The following is an 18,853-nucleotide window of genomic DNA, read 5'->3' as shown; positions in this document are numbered from 1 at the left end:
GAGGCTTGGCGGGGCGGGATTAGTTCATTGGAATACCCGCCGGTGGATACCGGCGGGCAGAAGACATGCAGTAGAAGTATTAGTTGCTCTGCACGTCTTTAAGGTCTTTCTTAAACTGGTTAAGCAGGTCTTTACCGCCTTGGCCAGTCATCTCAATGAACTTCTTCTCAACCTGCGGCGCCCGTGCCTTGAACGCTTTGATCTGCTCGTCATTCAGTCGCGTTACAGTAACTTCGTCACTGGCCGCTTGTATTTTTGCGAGAGCTTCGTCTGCTAAACCATCAATGTGAACGATGATTTTCTCAAAGGCATAATCTGCGGCGTCCTGAATAAGCTTTTTGTCTTTCTTAGGCAGACCGTCGTAGAAGTCTTTGTTGGCCATAGCCGCTGTAGTGAACCAGCCGTGACCGGTATAGACCAAATTCGGGGATACTTCATAGAGCCCGCCGGATTCGATCCAAAAAATTGGATTTTCCTGACCGTTGATCATGTTGGTTTGAAGTGCGCCGTAAACTTCACCCCAGGGCAGCGGCGTGGGTGTTGCGCCGAATGCGGAATAAGTTTCCGACAGCAATGGGTTGGTCATAACCCGAATTTTCTTATTCTTCATGCCCTCAGGAGTGGTGACTGGCTCGTCCAGAGTGATAACAAACTCACCCTCCGGGTACATCTGCAGAAGCTCAAGGCCGTTTTCAGCATAGAGCTTCGGAAAGTCTTCGTTGATGGCCTTACTTTCACGGAAGAATTCGATGACCGTATTTATGTCGGTGGGCATCAGATAAGGAATGAAGAAAATCTGTGCTTCGGGAATCAAGGCACCTGTGAAGCCAGGTGACTGGTTTACAAAGTTCAGGATACCGGCCTGAGTTTGCTCCATGATGTCATCAGACTCACCGAGTTCACCGAAACGATATATCTGTAGGGTGTGATCGGAATTGTCCTCGATATATTCCTTAAATTTGTATGCGTATACATCCTGTACGTCGCCTTCATATTCTTCGTGAGCATAGCGCCAGTTGGCGGCATTCACGGAGTTTGCTGCGGTCATAGCCGCGAAAGCGAACGCTGAAATTCCGGCCAGTTTCTTGAATTTACTCATGCTACTCATCGGGTTTTCTCCGTTCGTTTTTTTTCATACATTTATTGTTACATTACTAAAGACTGGCAAAACTTGTCGACTTTCGCAAGAAATTGACCGATTTGGTTTATTTTCAGACGGCTTCTGTTGAGCCAGAGCCAACCCTTAAAAGGAAGGTGCGGAACTCTTCCGTGATCCGCTCAAGGCTGCTTGCAAGGCGATGGCCATCGGGTAGCATCAGAATAGGGAGCGCCTGTTGCCGGGCCAGCTCTATCACTGGCATTGGCGGAACAACATCGTCATCCCATCCGTGGATAATCTGTACATGTTTGGCCTGAATACGAGGGCTGGATTGCGGGTAGTCAGGCATAGCCAAAGCGGGTGCGAGTAAAAAACATCCGAGAACAGCCCTCTGTGCACTGGTTTGGGCGCAGACCCAGCCACCCATGCTGGAGCCTGCAAGAATAATCCTGTCTGGATTCGCGCCACTGGCAGAAATCGCATCTTGCATTTGAGCAAGACGAATTTCCGGGTCTTTGCTACTGCGGTGATCAATGGCGTGGGCCTGAACCTGTTCAAAAGATTCAGCTACCGCTTTCAGGGCCTGAATTTTAGTGCCGCCAGGACCGCTCTCAAGGCCGTGAGACAGAAAAACGTGGGTGATGCTTGTTGGCATAGTGGCTTAACCCCTTCGGGTTTCATCAAGTATATCGAGCGCATGGCGGCGCTTTTCCGGATCATAAATGTCCACTGTGAACATCACCTCATCCACCGTTGCGCTCGCCAGCAATTCATCAAGCTGGCTCAGGATAGCTGTGGCATCGCCGAGCAGTTGAAGTGCCAGAAAATCCTTCACTCCAGCCCGCTCACCTGCATTCCACAATCCATCCATAGACTCAACTGGCGCCTTCATCCACAGAGGTTGTCCACGAAAAAGCGCGAGGATGCGCTGGTAACTGGTGGTTGCCAAGTGTCTTGCCTCTTCCACTGTGTCAGCAGGCACTGCGGGAACCGCCAGAATGGTGTAGGGGTGTTGCAGTTGTTCGGAGGGTTGGAAGTTGTCCCGGTACACCGCTAGGGCTTCGCGGTAAAGTCGCGGAGCAAAGTGCCCCGCAAAGGCATAGGGTAATCCCCGCATGGCCGCTAGCTGGGCGCTGTAAAGGCTGGAGCCGAGCAACCAAATGGGCACCTTGGTGCCAGCGCCGGGAATGGCTTTGACTGGTTGACCGGGCTTTAGAGGTCCCAGCAAAGATTGCAGCTGTGCCACATCTTCCGGAAACTGTTCGGCACCCAGACCGTCCCGGCGCAGGGCGCGCGCTGTAATCGGATCTGTGCCCGGGGCTCTGCCAAGCCCTAGGTCGATTCTGCCGGGGTACAGACTGTCCAGAGTTCCAAACTGCTCGGCAATCACCAGCGGTGGGTGGTTGGGCAACATCACACCGCCGGAACCGACTCGAATGGTTTGGGTTTTACCGGCAATATGGCCAATCAGTACCGAGGTGGCAGAACTGCTGATGCCCTCCATATTGTGGTGCTCAGCCAGCCAAAATCGTTTGAAACCCAGCTTTTCAGCGTGCTGGGCATAGGCCACGCTGTTCGCCAGCGTATTGCCCACGGAATCGCCTTCGCGAACCGAGGCAAGTTCGAGTAGTGAGTAGTCAGGTTGGTTGCTCATAATGCTAGGATAGCACTTGAAGCCGGTGCTACCCCAAACCATCTCAAATTGGGTGGGGCACTGATACCCGTGTAATGCATGCCCACTAATGTGAAGGAAGCGATCGTGCAGCAAAGCGCCTACTACGAAGACGACACTACGCTGGCCCAGTATCTGGAGTTCCACTTTGGTGAACAGTGGCACGGTGAGGCCAATTTCCCGAGGGGGCTGGCAAAAGTGGCGCTGGATGCCATGGATGGTCGCACTTTGGGTCGGGCTTTGGATATTGGCTGTGCCTGTGGGCGCACCACTTTTGAGCTGGCGCGGGCATTTGCCCATGTGGACGGTATCGATTTTTCCCACAAGTTCGTCGAGCAATGTCAGGTGATGGCCCGGGACAAGGTAGTTCGCTATGCCCGCCCGGAAGAAGGGGCGCTGGTGAGTTATCAGGAGCGCTCTTTGGCGTCACTCGGCCTTGAAGATACCGCAGGGAAAGTGGCCTTCCATCAGGGGGACGCCTGCGACCTGAATCCTGAATTCACCGGGTATGATCTGGTTCTGGCCGGTAACCTGATTGACCGGCTCTATGATCCCTCCCTTTTTCTGACCCGCATTCACGAGCGACTTAATGAGAACGGGCTACTGCTGATCGCCTCACCATACACCTGGCTGGAAGATCATACGCCAAAGGAAAAATGGGTGGGAGGCTTCGAGAAAGACGGGGAAGACTACACCACCCTCGACGGGCTCCGTGACATGCTGGCACCGCACTTCACGCTGGCACTGGAATCCAGAAGCCTGCCATTTGTTATCCGCGAGACGCGCAACAAGTTTCAGCACAGCTTTTCGGAGCTGACGCTTTGGCAGAAGGCTAGCTCCAGATAATACTTCTTCATGGTCTCGCCGAAGCGCGCAACCGCTTTGCTAACGCCCCAGAAAAGTGATTTTAGCTGCCGGAAAAAGCGGCGGGTCGCTTGGCGAGAAACGCCGATACACCTTCGTTAAAATCGCCTGTGTGCGCAATCTTGAGAAAGGCTTGCCTCTCAGCCTCAAGTTGTTCGGCCAGGGATCGACCACCGGCCTGATCAATGAGTTGGCGAAAGGCACCAAAAGCCTTGGTCGGGCCGCTGGCAACCTGCTTGATTGTGCTTGCCAGAACTTCGTCATAAGAATCTGAGGGCGCGACACGGGTTATCAAGCCCCAGCTTTGCGCCTCTTCAGCGGTAAGTTGTCGGCCAAGCATCATCATTTCAGCGGCCCGGGTAGCGCCTGCCTTGTGCGGCAGGAACCAGGTGCAGCCGCAGTCGGGCACCGCACCTATCCCGTTGTAGGCGATAAGAAACTTTGCCCGATCTTCCGCCACGATGATGTCTGCCATCAGCGCTAGGCTGAGCCCGGCGCCAGCCGCCGGGCCCCTCACTGCGGCAACCATCGGCGCATCGATGCTCCGCAATAAAAGAATCGCTTCGTTGAGGGGCACCAGCAACCCGTTAATAAAGTCTCTGTTCTGTTCCGGTGTGCCTACCATGCTGGCAACGTCGCCACCGGCCATAAAGGCTCTTCCGGCCCCTGTCAGTACGATGCAGCGTAACCCTGGCTGGCTGCGCAGTGTTTTTACTGCCGCCAAAAATGCCTCCGCCATGGGTATGCTGATCGCATTAAGTACTTCGGGGCGGTTAAAGGTCAGGGTTGCTACACCGGTTTGGGCGTCAAACTCAGAGATTAACGGGCTGATTGTCATGGTCCTGGATTCCGTCGTAAAGCCCGTTCAAAAATTCATTGAACAGACAGTCTTGGTTTTTATGTTGAAATTAGGCTACTTTATTCCTGCTCAGGAAGATAACCTGACGTTAACGTAAACAACAATAAACATAATCGCTCATGTGCGGGGAATAATGTCCAGTATCCTCGAAATAAGTAATCTTTCGCTTTCGTTCGGCGGTGTTAAGGCGCTGCAGGGTGTCAGTTTCCGCGTGCCAGAAAACACAGTAACAACTGTGATCGGGCCCAATGGCGCTGGCAAGACTTCTCTCTTTAACTGTATCTCCGGCTTCTATAAACCCCAGCAAGGCACTATCAGTTATCAGGGCAAGGCACTTACGGGGGTAAAACCACCGGTACGTGCTGCCATGGGTCTGGCTCGCACCTTCCAGAATATTGCACTATTTAGAGGCATGACGGTGCTCGATAACATCAAGCTGGGTGCTCATGTACACATGAAAAGCGGCCTGCTGGGCTCTCTGGCTTATTTCGGTGCTGCGCGCCGCGAGGAGATGGCGGTACGCGAGGAAGTGGAGCGCCATATCATCGATTTTCTGGAAATTGACCATATTAGGCGTCAGCCGGTTGCCAACTTGTCCTATGGCTTGCAAAAGCGCGTAGAGCTGGCCCGCGCTCTGGCTATGCGGCCCAAGGTGCTTTTGTTGGATGAGCCGGTTGCAGGAATGAACCGTGAAGAAAAAGAAGATATGGCCCGGTTTATTCTGGATATTCGAGAAGAGTGGGGTGTAACCGTGCTGATGGTGGAGCATGACATGGGCATGGTCATGGATATTTCCGATCACATCGCCGTGCTTAATTTCGGTCAAGTGATTGCAGAAGGCTTGCCTGCAGACGTGCAGAACAACCAGCAGGTTATCGAAGCCTATCTGGGCACTAGCGATATGGACAGCCTGCGTAAGAAACTGAACCCAGAACGCGAGGTAGCTTGAGTGGACTGGTTATTTTTCGGGGAAATCAGCCTCGCAGGCTTGGCGATGGGCGGTCTTTACGCCCTGATCGGGCTGGGTTTCGTAATCATTTATAAAGCGACTCGAGTCATCAACTTCGCCATTGGCGAGATCATGATGTTCGCGGCCTACCTGTTTCTAGCCTTTGCCGGAGGCATGGAAATGTCGCCTTGGGTCGCTCTGCCGCTGGCGGTTCTTGGCGGAAGCCTGCTCGGCGGCGTGATCGAAAAAGTTATGATCCGCCCGATGCTGGGGGAATCATCTATTTCCGTGGTTATGGTCACCATCGGAATCGCTAGTATTCTGGTGGGAGTGGTAGAGATGATCTGGGGGGCAGACCCCCAGCTCTTGCCAGACTTTCTGCCCCGCAAACCGGTTTTCATCGGTGAAATGTATCTGGCGCCAAAGATCGCCTACGGCTTTCTCATTGGTGCAGCAATGCTCATCATTTACCTGCTGTACTTCCGCTTTTCCCGGGGTGGCGTTGCGCTGCGCGCTACCGCTTCGGATCAGGCAGCCGCTTACTCCATGGGCATCAACGTGCGCAGGGTGTTTAATCTGGCGTGGGTGTTTGGTTCTCTCGCCGCGTCGCTGGCGGGTGTTCTGGTAGCGGCAACCGGTGGATTGAGCCCACAGTTTGGCGCCATCGGCCTGAGTGTTCTGGTGGTAGTGATTGTTGGAGGGCTCGACAGCATCGTTGGTGCTCTGGTTGCCGGTGTATTCATAGGTTGGCTGGAAACCGTTGCAGGCGCCTATTTGGGCGGCGAGTACCGTATGCCAGCAACTTTCGCGGTGCTGGCGGTCATTCTGGTTTTCCGTCCTTATGGCCTTTTCGGCACCCACGATATAGAGCGAGTATAAGATGCGCATTGGTGACGCAAAACAGAGCTATGAGGCCGATGAGGCTATCTGGAAGAGCTCTACCCAAAAAGTCTGGTTCGCTGTTTTACTGCTGGTGCTGGCAGTGTTCCCCTTTATGGCCGACGCCTATTTGTTGTATTTGGGCTGCATGGTGGGCATTGCGGTTATAAGCACCACGGGCCTTAACATCCTTACCGGTTTTACCGGCCTGATTTCTCTCGGGCAGGCGGGCTTTATGGGAGTGGGTGGCTATACGGTCGCTTGGTTGTCTGCGAACTCGGCCTTGCCTTTCCCTGTGACGCTTTTGCTCGCCGGGCTGCTTGCCGCAGCAGTAGGTATTCTCGTGGGACTTCCGTCTTTGCGTGTAAAGGGGCTTTATCTCGCGATTGCGACTCTGGCCGCCAGTGTATTTCTGCACTTTATCTTTGCCGAGTGGGAGTCTGTAACCGGCGGAATGGGCGGGTTAAGTCTGGAGCCTGCCCACTTGTTCGGGCTCAGCTTCCAAAGCGATTTTGAGATGTACTTCATCATTGTGCCGTTGGCGGTACTCATGGTTTTTGGTGCCACCAACATATTCCGAACCCGCACGGGCCGTGCTTTTATCGCAATCCGGGACCGGGATATTTCGGCGGAAATACTCGGCATTAACCTTTTGCGCTACAAGCTGATGTCTTTCGCTCTAAGCTCGTTTTATGCCGGTGTAGCGGGCGGCTTGTTTGCCTATTTTTACCGGGTGGTCACGCCAGAGAGCTTCCCGCTCTCGATGTCTATCTTTTATCTGGCCGCCGTGATTGTCGGCGGTATGGGCAATCTATTGGGCGGTATTCTGGGCGCGGCTTTTATGACGCTGATTCCTGAAGCTCTGAAACTGCTCACCGCAGCTTTAACGCCATTTTATCCGAACGCACCGATATTCATGTCACCCATGCTAGAGATCATTTTCGGTGTCCTGATTGTCGGTTTTCTTATTTTTGAACCGCATGGGCTGGCGGAGATTTGGCACCGCATTCGGCGCTTTTTCAGTTTATGGCCTTTTAAAAACTAGTGGATTAAACAACAAGAAGCCGCAAGGAGAAGTAACATGTTCAAAAGCATTCTCAACAAAAGCCGCAGGCTTGTAGGCATCGGTAGTATGGCCGCTGCTCTTGCAGCTGCGGCGCCTGTTATGGCTCAGGACAAAGAACCCATCGTGTTTGGTGGTTCCATACCTCTGTCTGGTGTGTTCGCCTTTGCTGGCGTGCATCTTCATGCAGGCCTTACGGATTACACAACCTGGGTCAACAGCGAAGGTGGGATTAACGGTCATCCGGTGAAGTATGTAATGGAAGATACCGGCTATGAGGTTGACCGTTCCGTAGCTGCCTTCAAGAAAATCACCGGCAGTAACAAAGTGCCGGTTTATTACGGTGACAGTACCGGGTTCATGAAAACCATTGCCTCCGAATTGAACAGCAGAGGCACTACGCTGATGAGCGGTGCGTCCTTTGCCACCGCGCTGACGGACAATGAGCAGTATCCGTATCAGTTCATCCCCGGCCCGAACTACAGCCAGATGTTCGGCATTATTCTTGAGTACATTGCTACCCAAGGAAAAGATGGCGACATGCCTACCGTTGCCTTTGTGTACAGCGATACCGAGTTCGGCAAAGACCCTGTTGAAAACGGCAAGGCCAAAGCTGCCGAGATGGGTATCAAAGTTGTAGAGGAAATCGTTACCAAGCCCGGCAGTGTGGATGTGTCTGCAGAAATCCTGAAGCTGCGCAGGGTGCGTCCGGACTTTGTGGTATTCCACGGCTATGTGTTGTCGCCCATAAACGAGTTCATGGTGCAGATGCGCCAGATGGGTCTGGATACCCAATTCATGGGTACCTTCTGGTCCAGTGACAAGCTGATTATCAACAAGATGGGCGCAGATGCTGACGGCTATATGGGCGTTATGCCTTACAACTATTATGACAGCGCCGAAAGCGGGCCAATGCTCGATGCACTGCGCGCTACGGCAGAAAAGAGTGATCCGGATGCGGGCTACCGTCCAACGGGTTATATGCAGGGCTGGTTCAACGCGATGGTCTGGACCGAAGTGGTCAAGCGCACCATGGACGCCGGTAAAGAGCTCACCGCTGAAAACATGGCTGAATCTCTAGCGTCTATCGAAAACTGGGATACCGGCGGCATTATCGGCATTCCGGTGACAGTGAAAGACATGTCCTTCCCGGTTGGCCGCATCTGGCGCGTAAACGCGAAAGAAGCTCGCTATGAGCCGGTATCTGACTGGATTCACCTCGACTGAGACGCTCTATGGAAGCCTTGCTGGAAATCGATAACATAGAAGTGGTTTACAACAAGGCGGTGCAGGTTCTCCGGGGCCTGTCACTGCGTGTTCCCCGTGGCGCCATTGTGGCGCTGCTGGGTTCCAACGGTGCTGGCAAGTCCACCACACTGAAAAGTGTGTCTGGGTTGCTTGCTTTGGAGGATGGCGAGGTGACTGCCGGAGAGATCCGCTTCAAGGGCCACCCATTGAAAGGAATGGCACCGGAAAAACTGGTACGTGATGGCCTTTTCCATGTTATGGAGGGGCGTCGCGTATTCGAAGATCTGTCCGTTGAAGAAAATCTCGTTGCAGCAACCTACGCCCTTAGCGGGCGTAAAACCTCGCTGAACGACTCTTATGAGCTGGTCTACGACTATTTCCCGCGCCTGAGAGAGCGCCGCAAGCAGCTAGCGGGCTATCTATCTGGTGGCGAGCAACAAATGCTGGCACTTGGTCGCGCACTGATTGCCCAGCCAGAGCTAATCATGCTGGACGAACCGTCGCTTGGTCTGGCGCCGCAGCTGGTGGAAGAAATATTCACTATTATCGCGCGAATAAACCGTGAGCAGGGTACGGCCATACTGCTAGTTGAGCAGAATGCGGCAGTGTCCCTAGCTATTGCTTCATACGGCTACATTATGGAAAACGGCAAAATCGTAATCGATGGCCCGGCAGACAAGCTTTCGTCCAATGAAGACGTTCAGGAGTTTTATCTGGGTGTTGGCGGCAAAGAAGGCGAAGCTCGAAGCTATCGGGACATCAAGCACTACAAACGTCGTAAGCGGTGGCTGTCATGAGCACACCGCAAATTCGTGATCTCACGCTGACACAAATGCTACGGGCCCATGCGAAAGAACGCCCTGACATGCTGGCGCTCAGGCAGAAAGATTTTGGTATTTGGCAGACCTGCTCCTGGCAGCACTATTATCAACGGGCGCGGCACTTTGGTTTGGGCCTACGAGCACTCGGTCTTTCAGAGGGTGGCCATGTTGCCATTATTTCCGAAAACAGGGTTGAGTGGGTTATCGCCCAGATGGGTATAGGTCTGGTGAAAGGGATCTGCGTGGGGGTTTATCCTACCAGTCCATGGAATGAAGTGGCCTATGTGCTTGAGCACAGTGATGCAGAAATGGTGGTGTGCGAAGATCAGGAGCAGACCGATAAGGTTCTGGAAGCCTGGCCCGAGCTACCTCAACTCAAGCACAATATTGTTATTGATCCGAAGGGGCTCCGGTCTTATCCGGAACCACCCTCATCCTTCGATGAGGTCGAGAAAATTGGGCGGGAATTCGAGAACAACCACCCTGGGTTGATTGATGAGTTGCTCGACAGCCAGCAGATGGACGAGATAGCCCTGATGATCTACACCTCGGGCTCTACCGGCCGGCCCAAAGGTGCGATGATCAGCTGGGGCAATCTGCATGCCGCTGCGCCCGGCCTAGTGGAGCTTTTAGGAGTGGACCAACACAGCACCAGCTTGTCCTATCTGCCATTGTGTCATGTGGCCGAACAGGCCCTGACTAATATAGCCCCTGTTTATGTGGGCAGCGCAGTGAGCTTTGGTGAAAGCCTGCGCACGATTCAAGAGGACCTTCGGGAAATTGCGCCGACATTTTTTCTGGGTGTTCCGCGAATTTGGGAAAAGCTCCATTCCTCCATCTACATCAAGATGCAGGAAACCGGACGCCTGCGGCAGGCTCTCTTTGCCCGCGCTATAAAAGCCTGTGAACCTATGGCAACCAAGCCCAAAACAAACTGGAGCCTTGGTGAACGGCTTACCTATAGCCTGTACTACTGGCTTGTATTCCGTGCTCTGCAGAACTTCATCGGTTTGCGCCGTTGCACCATCGCATTGACCGGCGCAGCCCCCATTTCAACGGGTATTCTGCAGTTCTTCCGCACTTTAGGAGTGCCTTTGGTTGAGGTTTTTGGCCAGACCGAAAGCACCGGTGTTGCAACCGCTCAACGCCTAGACAAAGTGTGCCTTGGCACGGTCGGTACGGCGGTTTCCGGGCTTGAGGTGGCATTGGGTGAGTACGATGAAATACTCATGCGGGGCGGCACAGTCTTTAAAGGCTACTACAAAAATGATGAAGCAACGGAGGCTACTCTGAGAGACGGCTGGCTGCACACGGGCGACGTGGGTGAGTGGCAGGATGGGCAGCTAAGAATTGTTGATCGCCTCAAAGACATCATGATTACCGCAGGAGGTAAGAACCTCTCGCCCACGGAGATTGAGAATACGATTAAGGCAAGCCCCTACATTAAGGAATGCATTGTCATCGGTGAGGCCCGGAAATATGTTTCAGCGTTAATTCAGGTAGATTTTGAAACTGCGGCAAAATGGGCGGAGCAGGAGCGGATTGCCTACACCACATTCCGCAGCCTAACCGAGCATGAGAAGGTGCAGGAACTGATTCAGGCAGAGGTGGATAAGGGTAACGGAAGACTACCACAAGTGGCCCAGATCAAGCGCTTCCACCTGCTGAGCAAAGAGCTGGATCACGACGATGACGAAGTGACTGCCACCATGAAAGTACGCCGTAGCAAAATCTTTGAGAAGTACGCGGAAGTGATTGAGTCGTTGTATAGCTGACCAAGCTTCAAATCAGTTTTGGGCAGAATAGGTAGGAGGGTAGCTGTAAACGACATTGATCAAGTCAACTTGACGGAAGCTATGGTTTGCCAGGTGCACTTTGATTGATAATGTGCGCCCCTAACTTTTGAGCCAGATGTCATGACCGAAAATCACAGTTCTGAAAAGCTTCCTGTCCGGCGTTGCTGCACGCAAGCAACCGCCTCCCGTAACCTCGTCGCGAAAATGACTTTGTTCATCTTCGCGATTTTTTCTTTTGGGTTTAGCGTATTTGCCAGTGCCGCCGAATCCGGCGCCCAGAGCCTGACCCACCATCCGGTGGGTTACATTGCGGTAGTTATCTTCGCTATTGCTTATGCGTTCGTTATGCTTGAAGAAAAGCTGCACCTACGCAAGTCCAAACCGGTGCTTCTGGCGGCGGGCTTAATCTGGTTTCTAGTTGCTGGCGCGGCTGCTATGAACGGCGATACCGAGAGCGCTAATGCGGCTTTGAAGCATAATTTGTTGGAATACTCTGAGTTGCTGCTATTTTTGCTAGTGGCTATGACGTACATAAATGCCATGGAGGAACGCCAGCTTTTCGACGCATTGCGTGGCTGGTTGGTTAGCAAAGGCTTTAGCTATCTCAGCCTATTCTGGATTACCGGTGTGTTGGCATTCTTCATCTCGCCCATTGCCGACAACCTAACTACAGCATTACTGATGTGTGCAGTGTTGATGAAAGTGGGTGAGGACAGCCCGCGTTTTATCGGCCTTGGTTGTATTAATATCGTAGTGGCGGCGAATGCTGGTGGAGCTTTTTCACCGTTTGGAGATATCACTACACTGATGGTCTGGCAGAAAGGCGTCGTGGAGTTTACTGAGTTTTTCCGATTGTTCATTCCTTCTGCTGTCAACTTTCTGGTGCCAGCCGTGATCATGAGTTTTGCCATTCCCAATGAGCCACCAAAAGATACATCAGACCCTGTGATCATGAAGCGCGGTGCCCGTCGCACCGTGGTGCTATTTCTCCTCACCATCACGACTGCGGTGCTGGGCCACAACTTCCTCCACCTCCCTGCGGTGGTTGGTATGATGATGGGTTTGGCTTACCTGCAGTTCCTGAGCTACTACCTGCAACTAAGCTTCAAGCGGGGTGTGGCCCGCGAACGGGTTTGGGCTGAAAACCACAAGAATACTCGTCTTCTTGAGCGGCTCGACAAAGCGGTACCCTTCGACATTTTCAACCCGATGGCGCGCACAGAGTGGGATACACTGCTGTTTTTCTACGGTGTGGTGCTTTGTGTAGGCGGGCTTGGTTACATTGGATATCTCGCCGAGGTATCCCAGATTCTGTATAGCGACTGGAACGCCACGGGCGCCAACATTGCGGTGGGTGTTATGTCTGCCATCGTGGACAACATTCCGGTGATGTTCGCCGTGCTCTCGATGGAACCTGACATGTCGCATGGGCAGTGGCTACTAGTTACGCTTACGGCTGGCGTTGGTGGCTCTATGCTGTCCATTGGCTCTGCCGCTGGCGTAGCGCTGATGGGGCAGGCGCGGGGCTACTACACTCTCATGTCGCACCTGCGGTGGACACCGGTTATTGCACTGGGGTACGCCGCGTCGATTGTCACGCACATGTGGTTGAACGCTAACCTGTTTTGATTGTTCTCATACGGAGCCCGCTTAGGGCTCCGCTGTTGACGCTGTTGACGCTGTTGCGTACACGCGCTGCTCTAAATCTGCTGCTGTCATGGGCTTGCCAAACGCCCAGCCCTGCGCGAATCTGGCTCCCATTCTACGAACAATGGCGGCATGAGCTTCCGTCTCGACCCCTTCGGCGACGACCTCCATGCCCAACTCGCTGGCAATACGGACCATCAACGGCACCAGCACTGCGCCAAGGCCTCCAGAGTCGATATCAAACACAAAACTGCGGTCGATTTTTAAGGTGTTGCAGCCCAGATCACGCACTTTGGATAGGTTGGAGTAACCAGTGCCAAAGTCATCTACAGCCAGCTCAAATTTCTGCTGCTTGATCCAGTCAAGGCAGGCTCTGGCTGTTGCCGAGTCGAGCTGCTCATCCTCGGTGATTTCAAATGTAATATGAAAGCGAGATGCAGCAAGTGCCAATGAAATATCCGCGCCTTGTACCCGGCTTTGAGCGATATCGGAAGGGAATAGATTGATGTTTACTTTGAAACCTTCGGGTAAGCCCGGTCTAAGGCTCAAATCCTCTAAGGTCTTTTGCATGATCAATTGGGTAAACGGCCAACTAAGCTTGGCTCGGGCCAGTGCAGGGATAAACTCATCTGGATATATAGCGCCGTAGGCGTCTTTGAACCGGGCTAGAACTTCACACCCGATAACCTCTCCGCTCTCCAAATCAACAATCGGCTGATACAGTGGGAAGTAGGCGCTTTGCTTTACGCCTCTAATTATTCGATTCTCAGTGCCCAGTCGTTTTTTAAGAAAGGGCCTGATTAAGAGGCTGGCCCCGACACTCAAAGCGATACCAATCAATAAAGCATAGGCCGCAAAAGCTTGATTGCGCTTGATAACGTCTTGGTGCTTCGTTTCCATGCCTGCACAGTAGGGGATGGTCGTGCTGCAGGCTTCCGAATAGGTGGATGTGAGAGTCACAGCCTGCGCTGATTTTTCAGCCAAATTTCGAAATAGCCCCGTGTCACCATAGGTGTGCATAGTTTCGGATCGATTGTTGCGGTATACAAGCTCCCAATGGGTGCTTATGGCTGCCTGTTGTTCCAACCATCGAGTGTCAAAAACAACGTTGAACTGGCCTCTTTCTGCAACTGTGGCGGTAATCTCGCCATCAAAAAGAACAAGGCGAGCGTTTGGCCAATGTTTGATTCCTCGCTCGTTAATGAAATCCCACGGAGCTTGCTTGACCGGTGTTTCAAGAACTCCCTGACCCGTTGTGCAAACTAAAAGGTCGTCTTTGATAAACCCGATGTCTCTTATGCGGCTGGCGAAAAACAGTTCCTTTCGCATAATGCTAAGCAGCTCATCTGTGCAGCTATCGACAGCAAGAGCATTCAGTCGATCGATGATTTCGATACTCTCGGCCCCGATTTTTTCAGCTTCGGAAATCAGAGCGTTCAGCTTTTCATAGTGCGATGTCAGCAGGCCTTGAACCACCAAGGCGAGAATTAAAACGAAATAGACAAAAAAGGTGCCGATGCCGACTAATATACTGATGAGGGCGTTGGCCCAGCGAGTTTTTTTAGCAGCATCGAACATCTGGCAGCGAATTCCTTGCAGACTTTCCAACACTATAACTGATCGCTTTTGCTTGTCACATGCCTCTCTCCGCTAACGCTCCAGGGCACTACCTTCGACGAGTTTCAATAACGTAAACCTACCCTCGAAAACCTAAACAAAAACTTAAAAAGCCCTCATTTAAAGAATTCGTCAGTGAAAAAAGTTGCCGTGAAAGCCATGTGGCACAGTGCATTGAAGGAATTGCACAGAGGCTTGGTGTTTCTGATTGTCGTTTGTCCTCGCTTTGCTTACTGCTCATGAATAATGTTGGTGTGGCGCGTTGTTCATTTTTATCAAGAACGCGCCTGCGAAAAACTAACAATAAGCAAGAAGGGGACACCTATGCGTCATAGAACGAAGCTCTCAAAAATTTTCACGATCTCAGCATTAGCCAGCGGGTTACTGTTGGCAGGTTGTGGGGATGACGGCAAAGACGGTAAAGATGGCGAAGATGCCCAAAGCGTTGTTGGAACAACCACCTCCGGATTTGCAATTCCGGACGGTGCCATCTTCGTAGCCCCGGATGCGGCAGATGGCGAGAATATTACCGAAGCGCTTTCTTTAGCTTTGTTTGAGGCCCCGGAAGATGCATTGGTAGTGCTGCCGAAGGGCCGGTTTGTTGTGACTGAAAGTATTGTTGTGAACAGCGCAAGAGGCCTTACGATTGCTGGCCACGGTATGAATGAGACGATTCTCGATTTCAGTACATCCAATGGCGACGACGCGTTTCGTTTTCAGGGCGGTAACGGCATTACCGTTCGCGATTTAGCTGTTTACGAGGCGCCCAAAAATGGCATCAAAACGACCAACGTAAACGGTATTCACATCACCAACACCGCGACCGTTTGGGAAGGCGAGCTGGAATCAGATAACGGCGCCTATGGCCTGTACCCCCTTAAAAGCCAGAACGTGCTGATGGAAAACAACTACGCATATGGCTCGGCGGATGCGGGCATTTATGTTGGCCAGTCAGAGAACATCGTGGTGCGTAACAATACGGCGAAAAATAACGTTGCCGGTATTGAAATTGAAAACTCCAGCATGGCCGATGTTTACAACAATATTGCCGTTGGAAACTCTGGCGGTATTTTATCATTCGATCTGCCGGGGCTGGACAAGGCCTATGGCAGCAATGTGCGGATTTTCAATAACCAGATTTACGCAAACAACGCCGATAACGTAGGTGCCGGTGTGGTTGGCGCTGTGCCGCCGGGTACGGGGGTGATTATCCTAGCCTCCAGTGATGTGGAAGTTTACAACAACCAGATTACGGACAACGACACCACCGCAGTTGCTATCACCAGCTACTTCTTAATTGAGGATGATGTGGCGAGCTACCCGACGAGCTTCGGCGCTACCATAGTTGATGGTTGGAGCCCAATACTGAAGAACGTCTATCTGCACGACAACACGATCGCTCGTAATGGCGGAGCCCCGCGTGGGGACCTGCTAGCACCTATTATTGGTGGCTACACCTCTGATCAGAACAGCACAGGCATGGCGCAGACCTTCCCGGCTATCCTCTATGATGGTATTGGCGAGTTGCTGTCAAACACCACTGATCTTGCCGGGTTCAATATGATTGTGGGGGCAGATGCCGCTGCCGACGGCGTGAACTACGATCCTTATGGTCCTGAAGACCGGATTTGTGCGAACCGCAATATCAACGGTAATCCGGCGCCTCAGTATGAGGAAGTTAACACTGGTCTGGTTTATCCAACCAACCCTGCGGACCTGACACAGTTTGATGCTGAGGGTAATCCGCTGCCTCACTTGTTGATTGATCAGATGGTCAATAATACCTACCTCAACTGCACCCAGCCGCGCCTGTCGCCTGCGGTGGTGAACTTCAGAAATAATATCTACGGTTGTACTGGGGATGATTTGGCGGAAGCGGCCTGCGCACTTTAATCAGGCCCTTTGAGCATTAATCGACCTTGTAAGAGAGTCAACACGGCGTATGACCGGGGAGCTTTGCCCCGGTCATACGCTGCGGCACGAGAGCATTACCTATGAGAAGTAACAATAAAACGACAATAGCAATTATGGCAGCCTCTCTGTTTTTAGCAGCGTGTGGCGGCAGCAGCAGTGACAGTAGCGGCGGTGCTCCCGATGGTGGTGGCACACCTCCACCTGCCAGCAGCGCACTGAATGCCGGAGCGGGCGCGCCGACGGGGGCAGATGGAAGCTGCGATGCGACCATCTCCGGAGTTAATTGGAACGCGCTGATGAGTGAGGCGTGTCCCAAGCTTTCGGACTACAACCTGTTTACCAATGCCAGTGACCCAACTGCGGCACCAACTCAGGGCGGTGTCCCTTATGACTTGTCTACGGCTTTGTTCTCTGACTACACCAGCAAGTACCGTTTTATATTTGTGCCTGAAGGCAAAACGGTTAGCTACAACGCTTCGGAAGTGCTCGATTTCCCGGTAGGAACGGTCATCACCAAAACCTTTGCGCTACCTGAAAACACCGCCTTTCGTGATGGCGATGAACAAGTCATTGAAACTCGGTTGCTGATCCATCGCACCAGTGGTTGGGTTGCGCTGCCTTATTACTGGTCGTCAGAATCCGACGCCACTCTGGCCATCGCCGGTAAGCGCCTGAACGGCCTCACAACCATTAACAATCAGGGGCAAGAGATTACGTTTGATTATTCGGTGCCAAATGCTGCAGATTGCAGTTCGTGTCACTCTATTGTGCCCAATCTGGCAGGTTCGGGTGACGACCGCGGGCAGATTTTCCTACCTATTGGCCCGAAAGCACGCTATCTGAACAAAGACTTTACCTATGCAGATGGAACCGTATACAACCAGCTGCAATATTTAGCGGAAGGTGAGCTGTTAACGGGCTTGCCGTTTGATCTGCAGAGTGTGGAGAAAGCGCCAGTGTTCAATGATCAGGTGCCCGTTGCTTCGCTCAGTGGCGATGAATTAAACAGCGCTGCGCGTGCCTACCTCGACATTAACTGTGCCCACTGCCACCGGGCAGACCTAACATTGCCAGCCGATTACGCTGGGCCTGCTGGTAGCAGTGGTGTACAACTGGAGTACAACCGAGTTTATGCAGACTCTCCTAGCAAGTTTGGCGTTTGCAAAGAGCCGGTCGCTGGCGGAAAAGTGGGATACCCATACGATGTCATTCCGGGCAGCCCCGATAATTCTTACTTGCTGTTCCGTATGTCGACGGACGATAACCGCCATAAAATGCCAGAACTTGCACGCAATACTGTGCATCAAGAAGGCGTGGCGCTTGTAAGCAGCTGGATTAACCAACTGCCTTCGGCAAGTTGTTCTCCCGCACCGTAATGCTATGAAACCGTGTTATTCCGACGAAATTCGGTAGGCGTAGACTGCTTGATTTCTCGGAATGCACGGTTGAATGAGCTGAGAGTTCTGTATCCGACATCCAGCGCAATGTTGAGTACCGGCGTATCCGGGTCCGAGACCAAGCGTTTTGAAGCTTCTGCAATTCGTAGTTGGTTGATGTAATCGTTGAAGTTGCGATAACCCAATTGCTTATTAATGAGTGCCCGGGTGCGGTACTCCGGGAGCTCCAGCTGTTCGGCCAGCATTTTTAGGGTCAGATGCTCTGTTCGGTAATAGCCTTGCTGCATCAGGCTGGAAAGGCGCTCTGCGTGTTCGAGTTGGACATCTGTTTGAGGAGGGCTGTCGTCGACCGGATCACAATGCTCGGGCTCAACGGGCGGCGTGGGCCCATGGCGCAATGACAGTTCGTTGAACCTGCCTTGCAACAGGAACGTAGCTATTGCAACACCGGCAATGGAGACCACCAGCGCCCGGTTTATCGCGTAAGCCGTACCCAAGTTGAATGCCAGCGCAACCAAGAGCACGGCAGTACCTGCGATAAATAAAACAAGAGCCCTAAGCTTTCGGCGTGGCTCTACAAGGTCGGCAGGCCAGTCTGCGAGTACAACCCAGAAACCGTTGGCGATGATAAAAAATTCAAATAACTCGCCCAGTTCCCAGCCGAAAAACAGCAGCATGCCTTCGGCGCTCTGGTGGCTGGTGAACAGTCTTGCCGTCCAAGGGGCAATCACGCTGTAAAGCGCCATCGCGCCCCAGCCTGACCGTAGATTGATACGCTGGCGGAATGTAGCCTGGCAAAGCAGCCAAAATAAAGCCGGAACCATCACTTCCAGATTCAGGGTGAGCCATTGCCAACTAGGGGGTGTGAGTGGGTGGAGCAAGAACCCGGCGCTTGCGATGAGAAAAACCGCAAACACCCGCGCAGCGGATGAATGGTGTAATTCGTGGGTTGTGGTAATCAGTAGAATGACCAGACAAGCCAGACCAAAACCGGTCAAAATCAACATGCTTGGGGTACTCGGCGCTGT

General features: G+C 52.7%; 16 protein-coding genes. 10 read left to right on the top strand and 6 right to left on the bottom strand.

The window, feature by feature from the left end:
• Positions 1 to 79 precede the first annotated feature (79 nt).
• From dctP to MWU62_RS00970, 3 genes are all read right to left on the bottom strand, one after another.
• Positions 80 to 1,108, bottom strand: coding sequence for a TRAP transporter substrate-binding protein DctP (gene dctP / locus MWU62_RS00980; RefSeq protein WP_247113001.1), 1,029 nt, complete (start codon positions 1,106 to 1,108; stop codon positions 80 to 82).
• Positions 1,109 to 1,211: 103 nt separating this feature from the next.
• The gene (locus MWU62_RS00975) at positions 1,212 to 1,754 is read right to left on the bottom strand and encodes a YqiA/YcfP family alpha/beta fold hydrolase (protein ID WP_247113000.1); all 543 of its coding nucleotides are present in this window, start codon (positions 1,752 to 1,754) and stop codon (positions 1,212 to 1,214) included.
• A 6-nt stretch (positions 1,755 to 1,760) separates the two neighbouring features.
• Complete coding sequence (locus tag MWU62_RS00970) at positions 1,761 to 2,753, bottom strand: LLM class flavin-dependent oxidoreductase (protein ID WP_247112999.1); 993 nt, start codon at positions 2,751 to 2,753, stop codon at positions 1,761 to 1,763.
• A 78-nt stretch (positions 2,754 to 2,831) separates the two neighbouring features.
• On the opposite strand from MWU62_RS00970, the gene MWU62_RS00965 reads away from it, so the two are divergent.
• Positions 2,832 to 3,617, top strand: coding sequence for a putative 4-mercaptohistidine N1-methyltransferase (locus MWU62_RS00965; RefSeq protein WP_247112998.1), 786 nt, complete (start codon positions 2,832 to 2,834; stop codon positions 3,615 to 3,617).
• 61 nt (positions 3,618 to 3,678) lie between these two features.
• On the opposite strand, the gene MWU62_RS00960 is transcribed toward MWU62_RS00965, so the two are convergent.
• On the bottom strand, positions 3,679 to 4,473 hold the full coding sequence (locus tag MWU62_RS00960; protein WP_247112997.1) for an enoyl-CoA hydratase-related protein: 795 nt from the start codon (positions 4,471 to 4,473) through the stop codon (positions 3,679 to 3,681).
• A gap of 154 nt (positions 4,474 to 4,627) precedes the next feature.
• Here MWU62_RS00960 and MWU62_RS00955 point away from each other — a divergent pair, with 154 nt between their 5' ends.
• From MWU62_RS00955 to nhaD, 7 genes are all read left to right on the top strand, one after another.
• Positions 4,628 to 5,443 carry an ABC transporter ATP-binding protein gene (locus MWU62_RS00955; RefSeq protein ID WP_247112996.1) on the top strand — a complete coding sequence of 272 codons (816 nt, stop codon included), beginning with the start codon at positions 4,628 to 4,630 and terminating at the stop codon, positions 5,441 to 5,443.
• Positions 5,444 to 6,322 (top strand): branched-chain amino acid ABC transporter permease, encoded by an 879-nt coding sequence (locus MWU62_RS00950; protein WP_200363163.1) that lies wholly within the window; start codon positions 5,444 to 5,446, stop codon positions 6,320 to 6,322. It begins immediately after the preceding gene.
• Position 6,323: 1 nt separating this feature from the next.
• Entirely contained in the window at positions 6,324 to 7,367 is a 1,044-nt protein-coding gene (locus tag MWU62_RS00945; RefSeq protein WP_247112995.1) for a branched-chain amino acid ABC transporter permease, read from the top strand.
• Positions 7,368 to 7,403: 36 nt separating this feature from the next.
• Positions 7,404 to 8,612, top strand: coding sequence for an ABC transporter substrate-binding protein (locus MWU62_RS00940; protein ID WP_247112994.1), 1,209 nt, complete (start codon positions 7,404 to 7,406; stop codon positions 8,610 to 8,612).
• A gap of 8 nt (positions 8,613 to 8,620) precedes the next feature.
• A complete protein-coding gene (locus tag MWU62_RS00935) occupies positions 8,621 to 9,430 on the top strand; it encodes an ABC transporter ATP-binding protein (protein WP_247112993.1) in 810 nt (269 codons plus the stop codon).
• Positions 9,427 to 11,229 (top strand): AMP-binding protein, encoded by a 1,803-nt coding sequence (locus MWU62_RS00930; protein ID WP_247112992.1) that lies wholly within the window; start codon positions 9,427 to 9,429, stop codon positions 11,227 to 11,229. Before MWU62_RS00935 ends, MWU62_RS00930 begins: the two co-directional genes overlap by 4 nt.
• 141 nt (positions 11,230 to 11,370) lie before the next feature.
• Positions 11,371 to 12,879 (top strand): sodium:proton antiporter NhaD, encoded by a 1,509-nt coding sequence (gene nhaD / locus MWU62_RS00925; RefSeq protein ID WP_247112991.1) that lies wholly within the window; start codon positions 11,371 to 11,373, stop codon positions 12,877 to 12,879.
• A gap of 21 nt (positions 12,880 to 12,900) precedes the next feature.
• Here nhaD and MWU62_RS00920 read toward each other — a convergent pair whose 3' ends face one another.
• Positions 12,901 to 14,475 (bottom strand): EAL domain-containing protein, encoded by a 1,575-nt coding sequence (locus MWU62_RS00920; protein WP_247112990.1) that lies wholly within the window; start codon positions 14,473 to 14,475, stop codon positions 12,901 to 12,903.
• Between the two features lie 363 nt (positions 14,476 to 14,838).
• Between MWU62_RS00920 and MWU62_RS00915 the strand changes: the two genes are divergently transcribed.
• Complete coding sequence (locus tag MWU62_RS00915) at positions 14,839 to 16,407, top strand: parallel beta-helix domain-containing protein (protein WP_247112989.1); 1,569 nt, start codon at positions 14,839 to 14,841, stop codon at positions 16,405 to 16,407.
• Positions 16,408 to 16,508: 101 nt separating this feature from the next.
• Positions 16,509 to 17,804, top strand: coding sequence for an SO2930 family diheme c-type cytochrome (locus tag MWU62_RS00910; RefSeq protein WP_247112988.1), 1,296 nt, complete (start codon positions 16,509 to 16,511; stop codon positions 17,802 to 17,804).
• A 2-nt stretch (positions 17,805 to 17,806) separates the two neighbouring features.
• On the opposite strand, the gene MWU62_RS00905 is transcribed toward MWU62_RS00910, so the two are convergent.
• Positions 17,807 to 18,832 carry a helix-turn-helix domain-containing protein gene (locus tag MWU62_RS00905; protein ID WP_247112987.1) on the bottom strand — a complete coding sequence of 342 codons (1,026 nt, stop codon included), beginning with the start codon at positions 18,830 to 18,832 and terminating at the stop codon, positions 17,807 to 17,809.
• Positions 18,833 to 18,853 lie beyond the last annotated feature (21 nt).

The sequence above is a fragment of the Marinobacter sp. S6332 genome (assembly GCF_023016045.1).
Classification (GTDB): Bacteria; Pseudomonadota; Gammaproteobacteria; order Pseudomonadales; family Oleiphilaceae; genus Marinobacter.
This window is presented reverse-complemented; position numbering and strand designations above follow the sequence as displayed.

Excerpts from the sequence above, each read along its gene's own strand:
- dctP (WP_247113001.1), bottom strand. The coding sequence starts at position 1,108 with ATGAGTAGCATGAGTAAATTCAAGAAACTGGCCGGAATTTCAGCGTTC.
- MWU62_RS00975 (WP_247113000.1), bottom strand. The coding sequence starts at position 1,754 with ATGCCAACAAGCATCACCCACGTTTTTCTGTCTCACGGCCTTGAGAGC.
- MWU62_RS00970 (WP_247112999.1), bottom strand. The coding sequence starts at position 2,753 with ATGAGCAACCAACCTGACTACTCACTACTCGAACTTGCCTCGGTTCGC.
- MWU62_RS00965 (WP_247112998.1), top strand. The coding sequence starts at position 2,832 with ATGCCCACTAATGTGAAGGAAGCGATCGTGCAGCAAAGCGCCTACTAC.
- MWU62_RS00960 (WP_247112997.1), bottom strand. The coding sequence starts at position 4,473 with ATGACAATCAGCCCGTTAATCTCTGAGTTTGACGCCCAAACCGGTGTA.
- MWU62_RS00955 (WP_247112996.1), top strand. The coding sequence starts at position 4,628 with ATGTCCAGTATCCTCGAAATAAGTAATCTTTCGCTTTCGTTCGGCGGT.
- MWU62_RS00945 (WP_247112995.1), top strand. The coding sequence starts at position 6,324 with ATGCGCATTGGTGACGCAAAACAGAGCTATGAGGCCGATGAGGCTATC.
- MWU62_RS00940 (WP_247112994.1), top strand. The coding sequence starts at position 7,404 with ATGTTCAAAAGCATTCTCAACAAAAGCCGCAGGCTTGTAGGCATCGGT.
- MWU62_RS00935 (WP_247112993.1), top strand. The coding sequence starts at position 8,621 with ATGGAAGCCTTGCTGGAAATCGATAACATAGAAGTGGTTTACAACAAG.
- MWU62_RS00930 (WP_247112992.1), top strand. The coding sequence starts at position 9,427 with ATGAGCACACCGCAAATTCGTGATCTCACGCTGACACAAATGCTACGG.
- nhaD (WP_247112991.1), top strand. The coding sequence starts at position 11,371 with ATGACCGAAAATCACAGTTCTGAAAAGCTTCCTGTCCGGCGTTGCTGC.
- MWU62_RS00920 (WP_247112990.1), bottom strand. The coding sequence starts at position 14,475 with ATGTTCGATGCTGCTAAAAAAACTCGCTGGGCCAACGCCCTCATCAGT.
- MWU62_RS00915 (WP_247112989.1), top strand. The coding sequence starts at position 14,839 with ATGCGTCATAGAACGAAGCTCTCAAAAATTTTCACGATCTCAGCATTA.
- MWU62_RS00910 (WP_247112988.1), top strand. The coding sequence starts at position 16,509 with ATGAGAAGTAACAATAAAACGACAATAGCAATTATGGCAGCCTCTCTG.
- MWU62_RS00905 (WP_247112987.1), bottom strand. The coding sequence starts at position 18,832 with ATGTTGATTTTGACCGGTTTTGGTCTGGCTTGTCTGGTCATTCTACTG.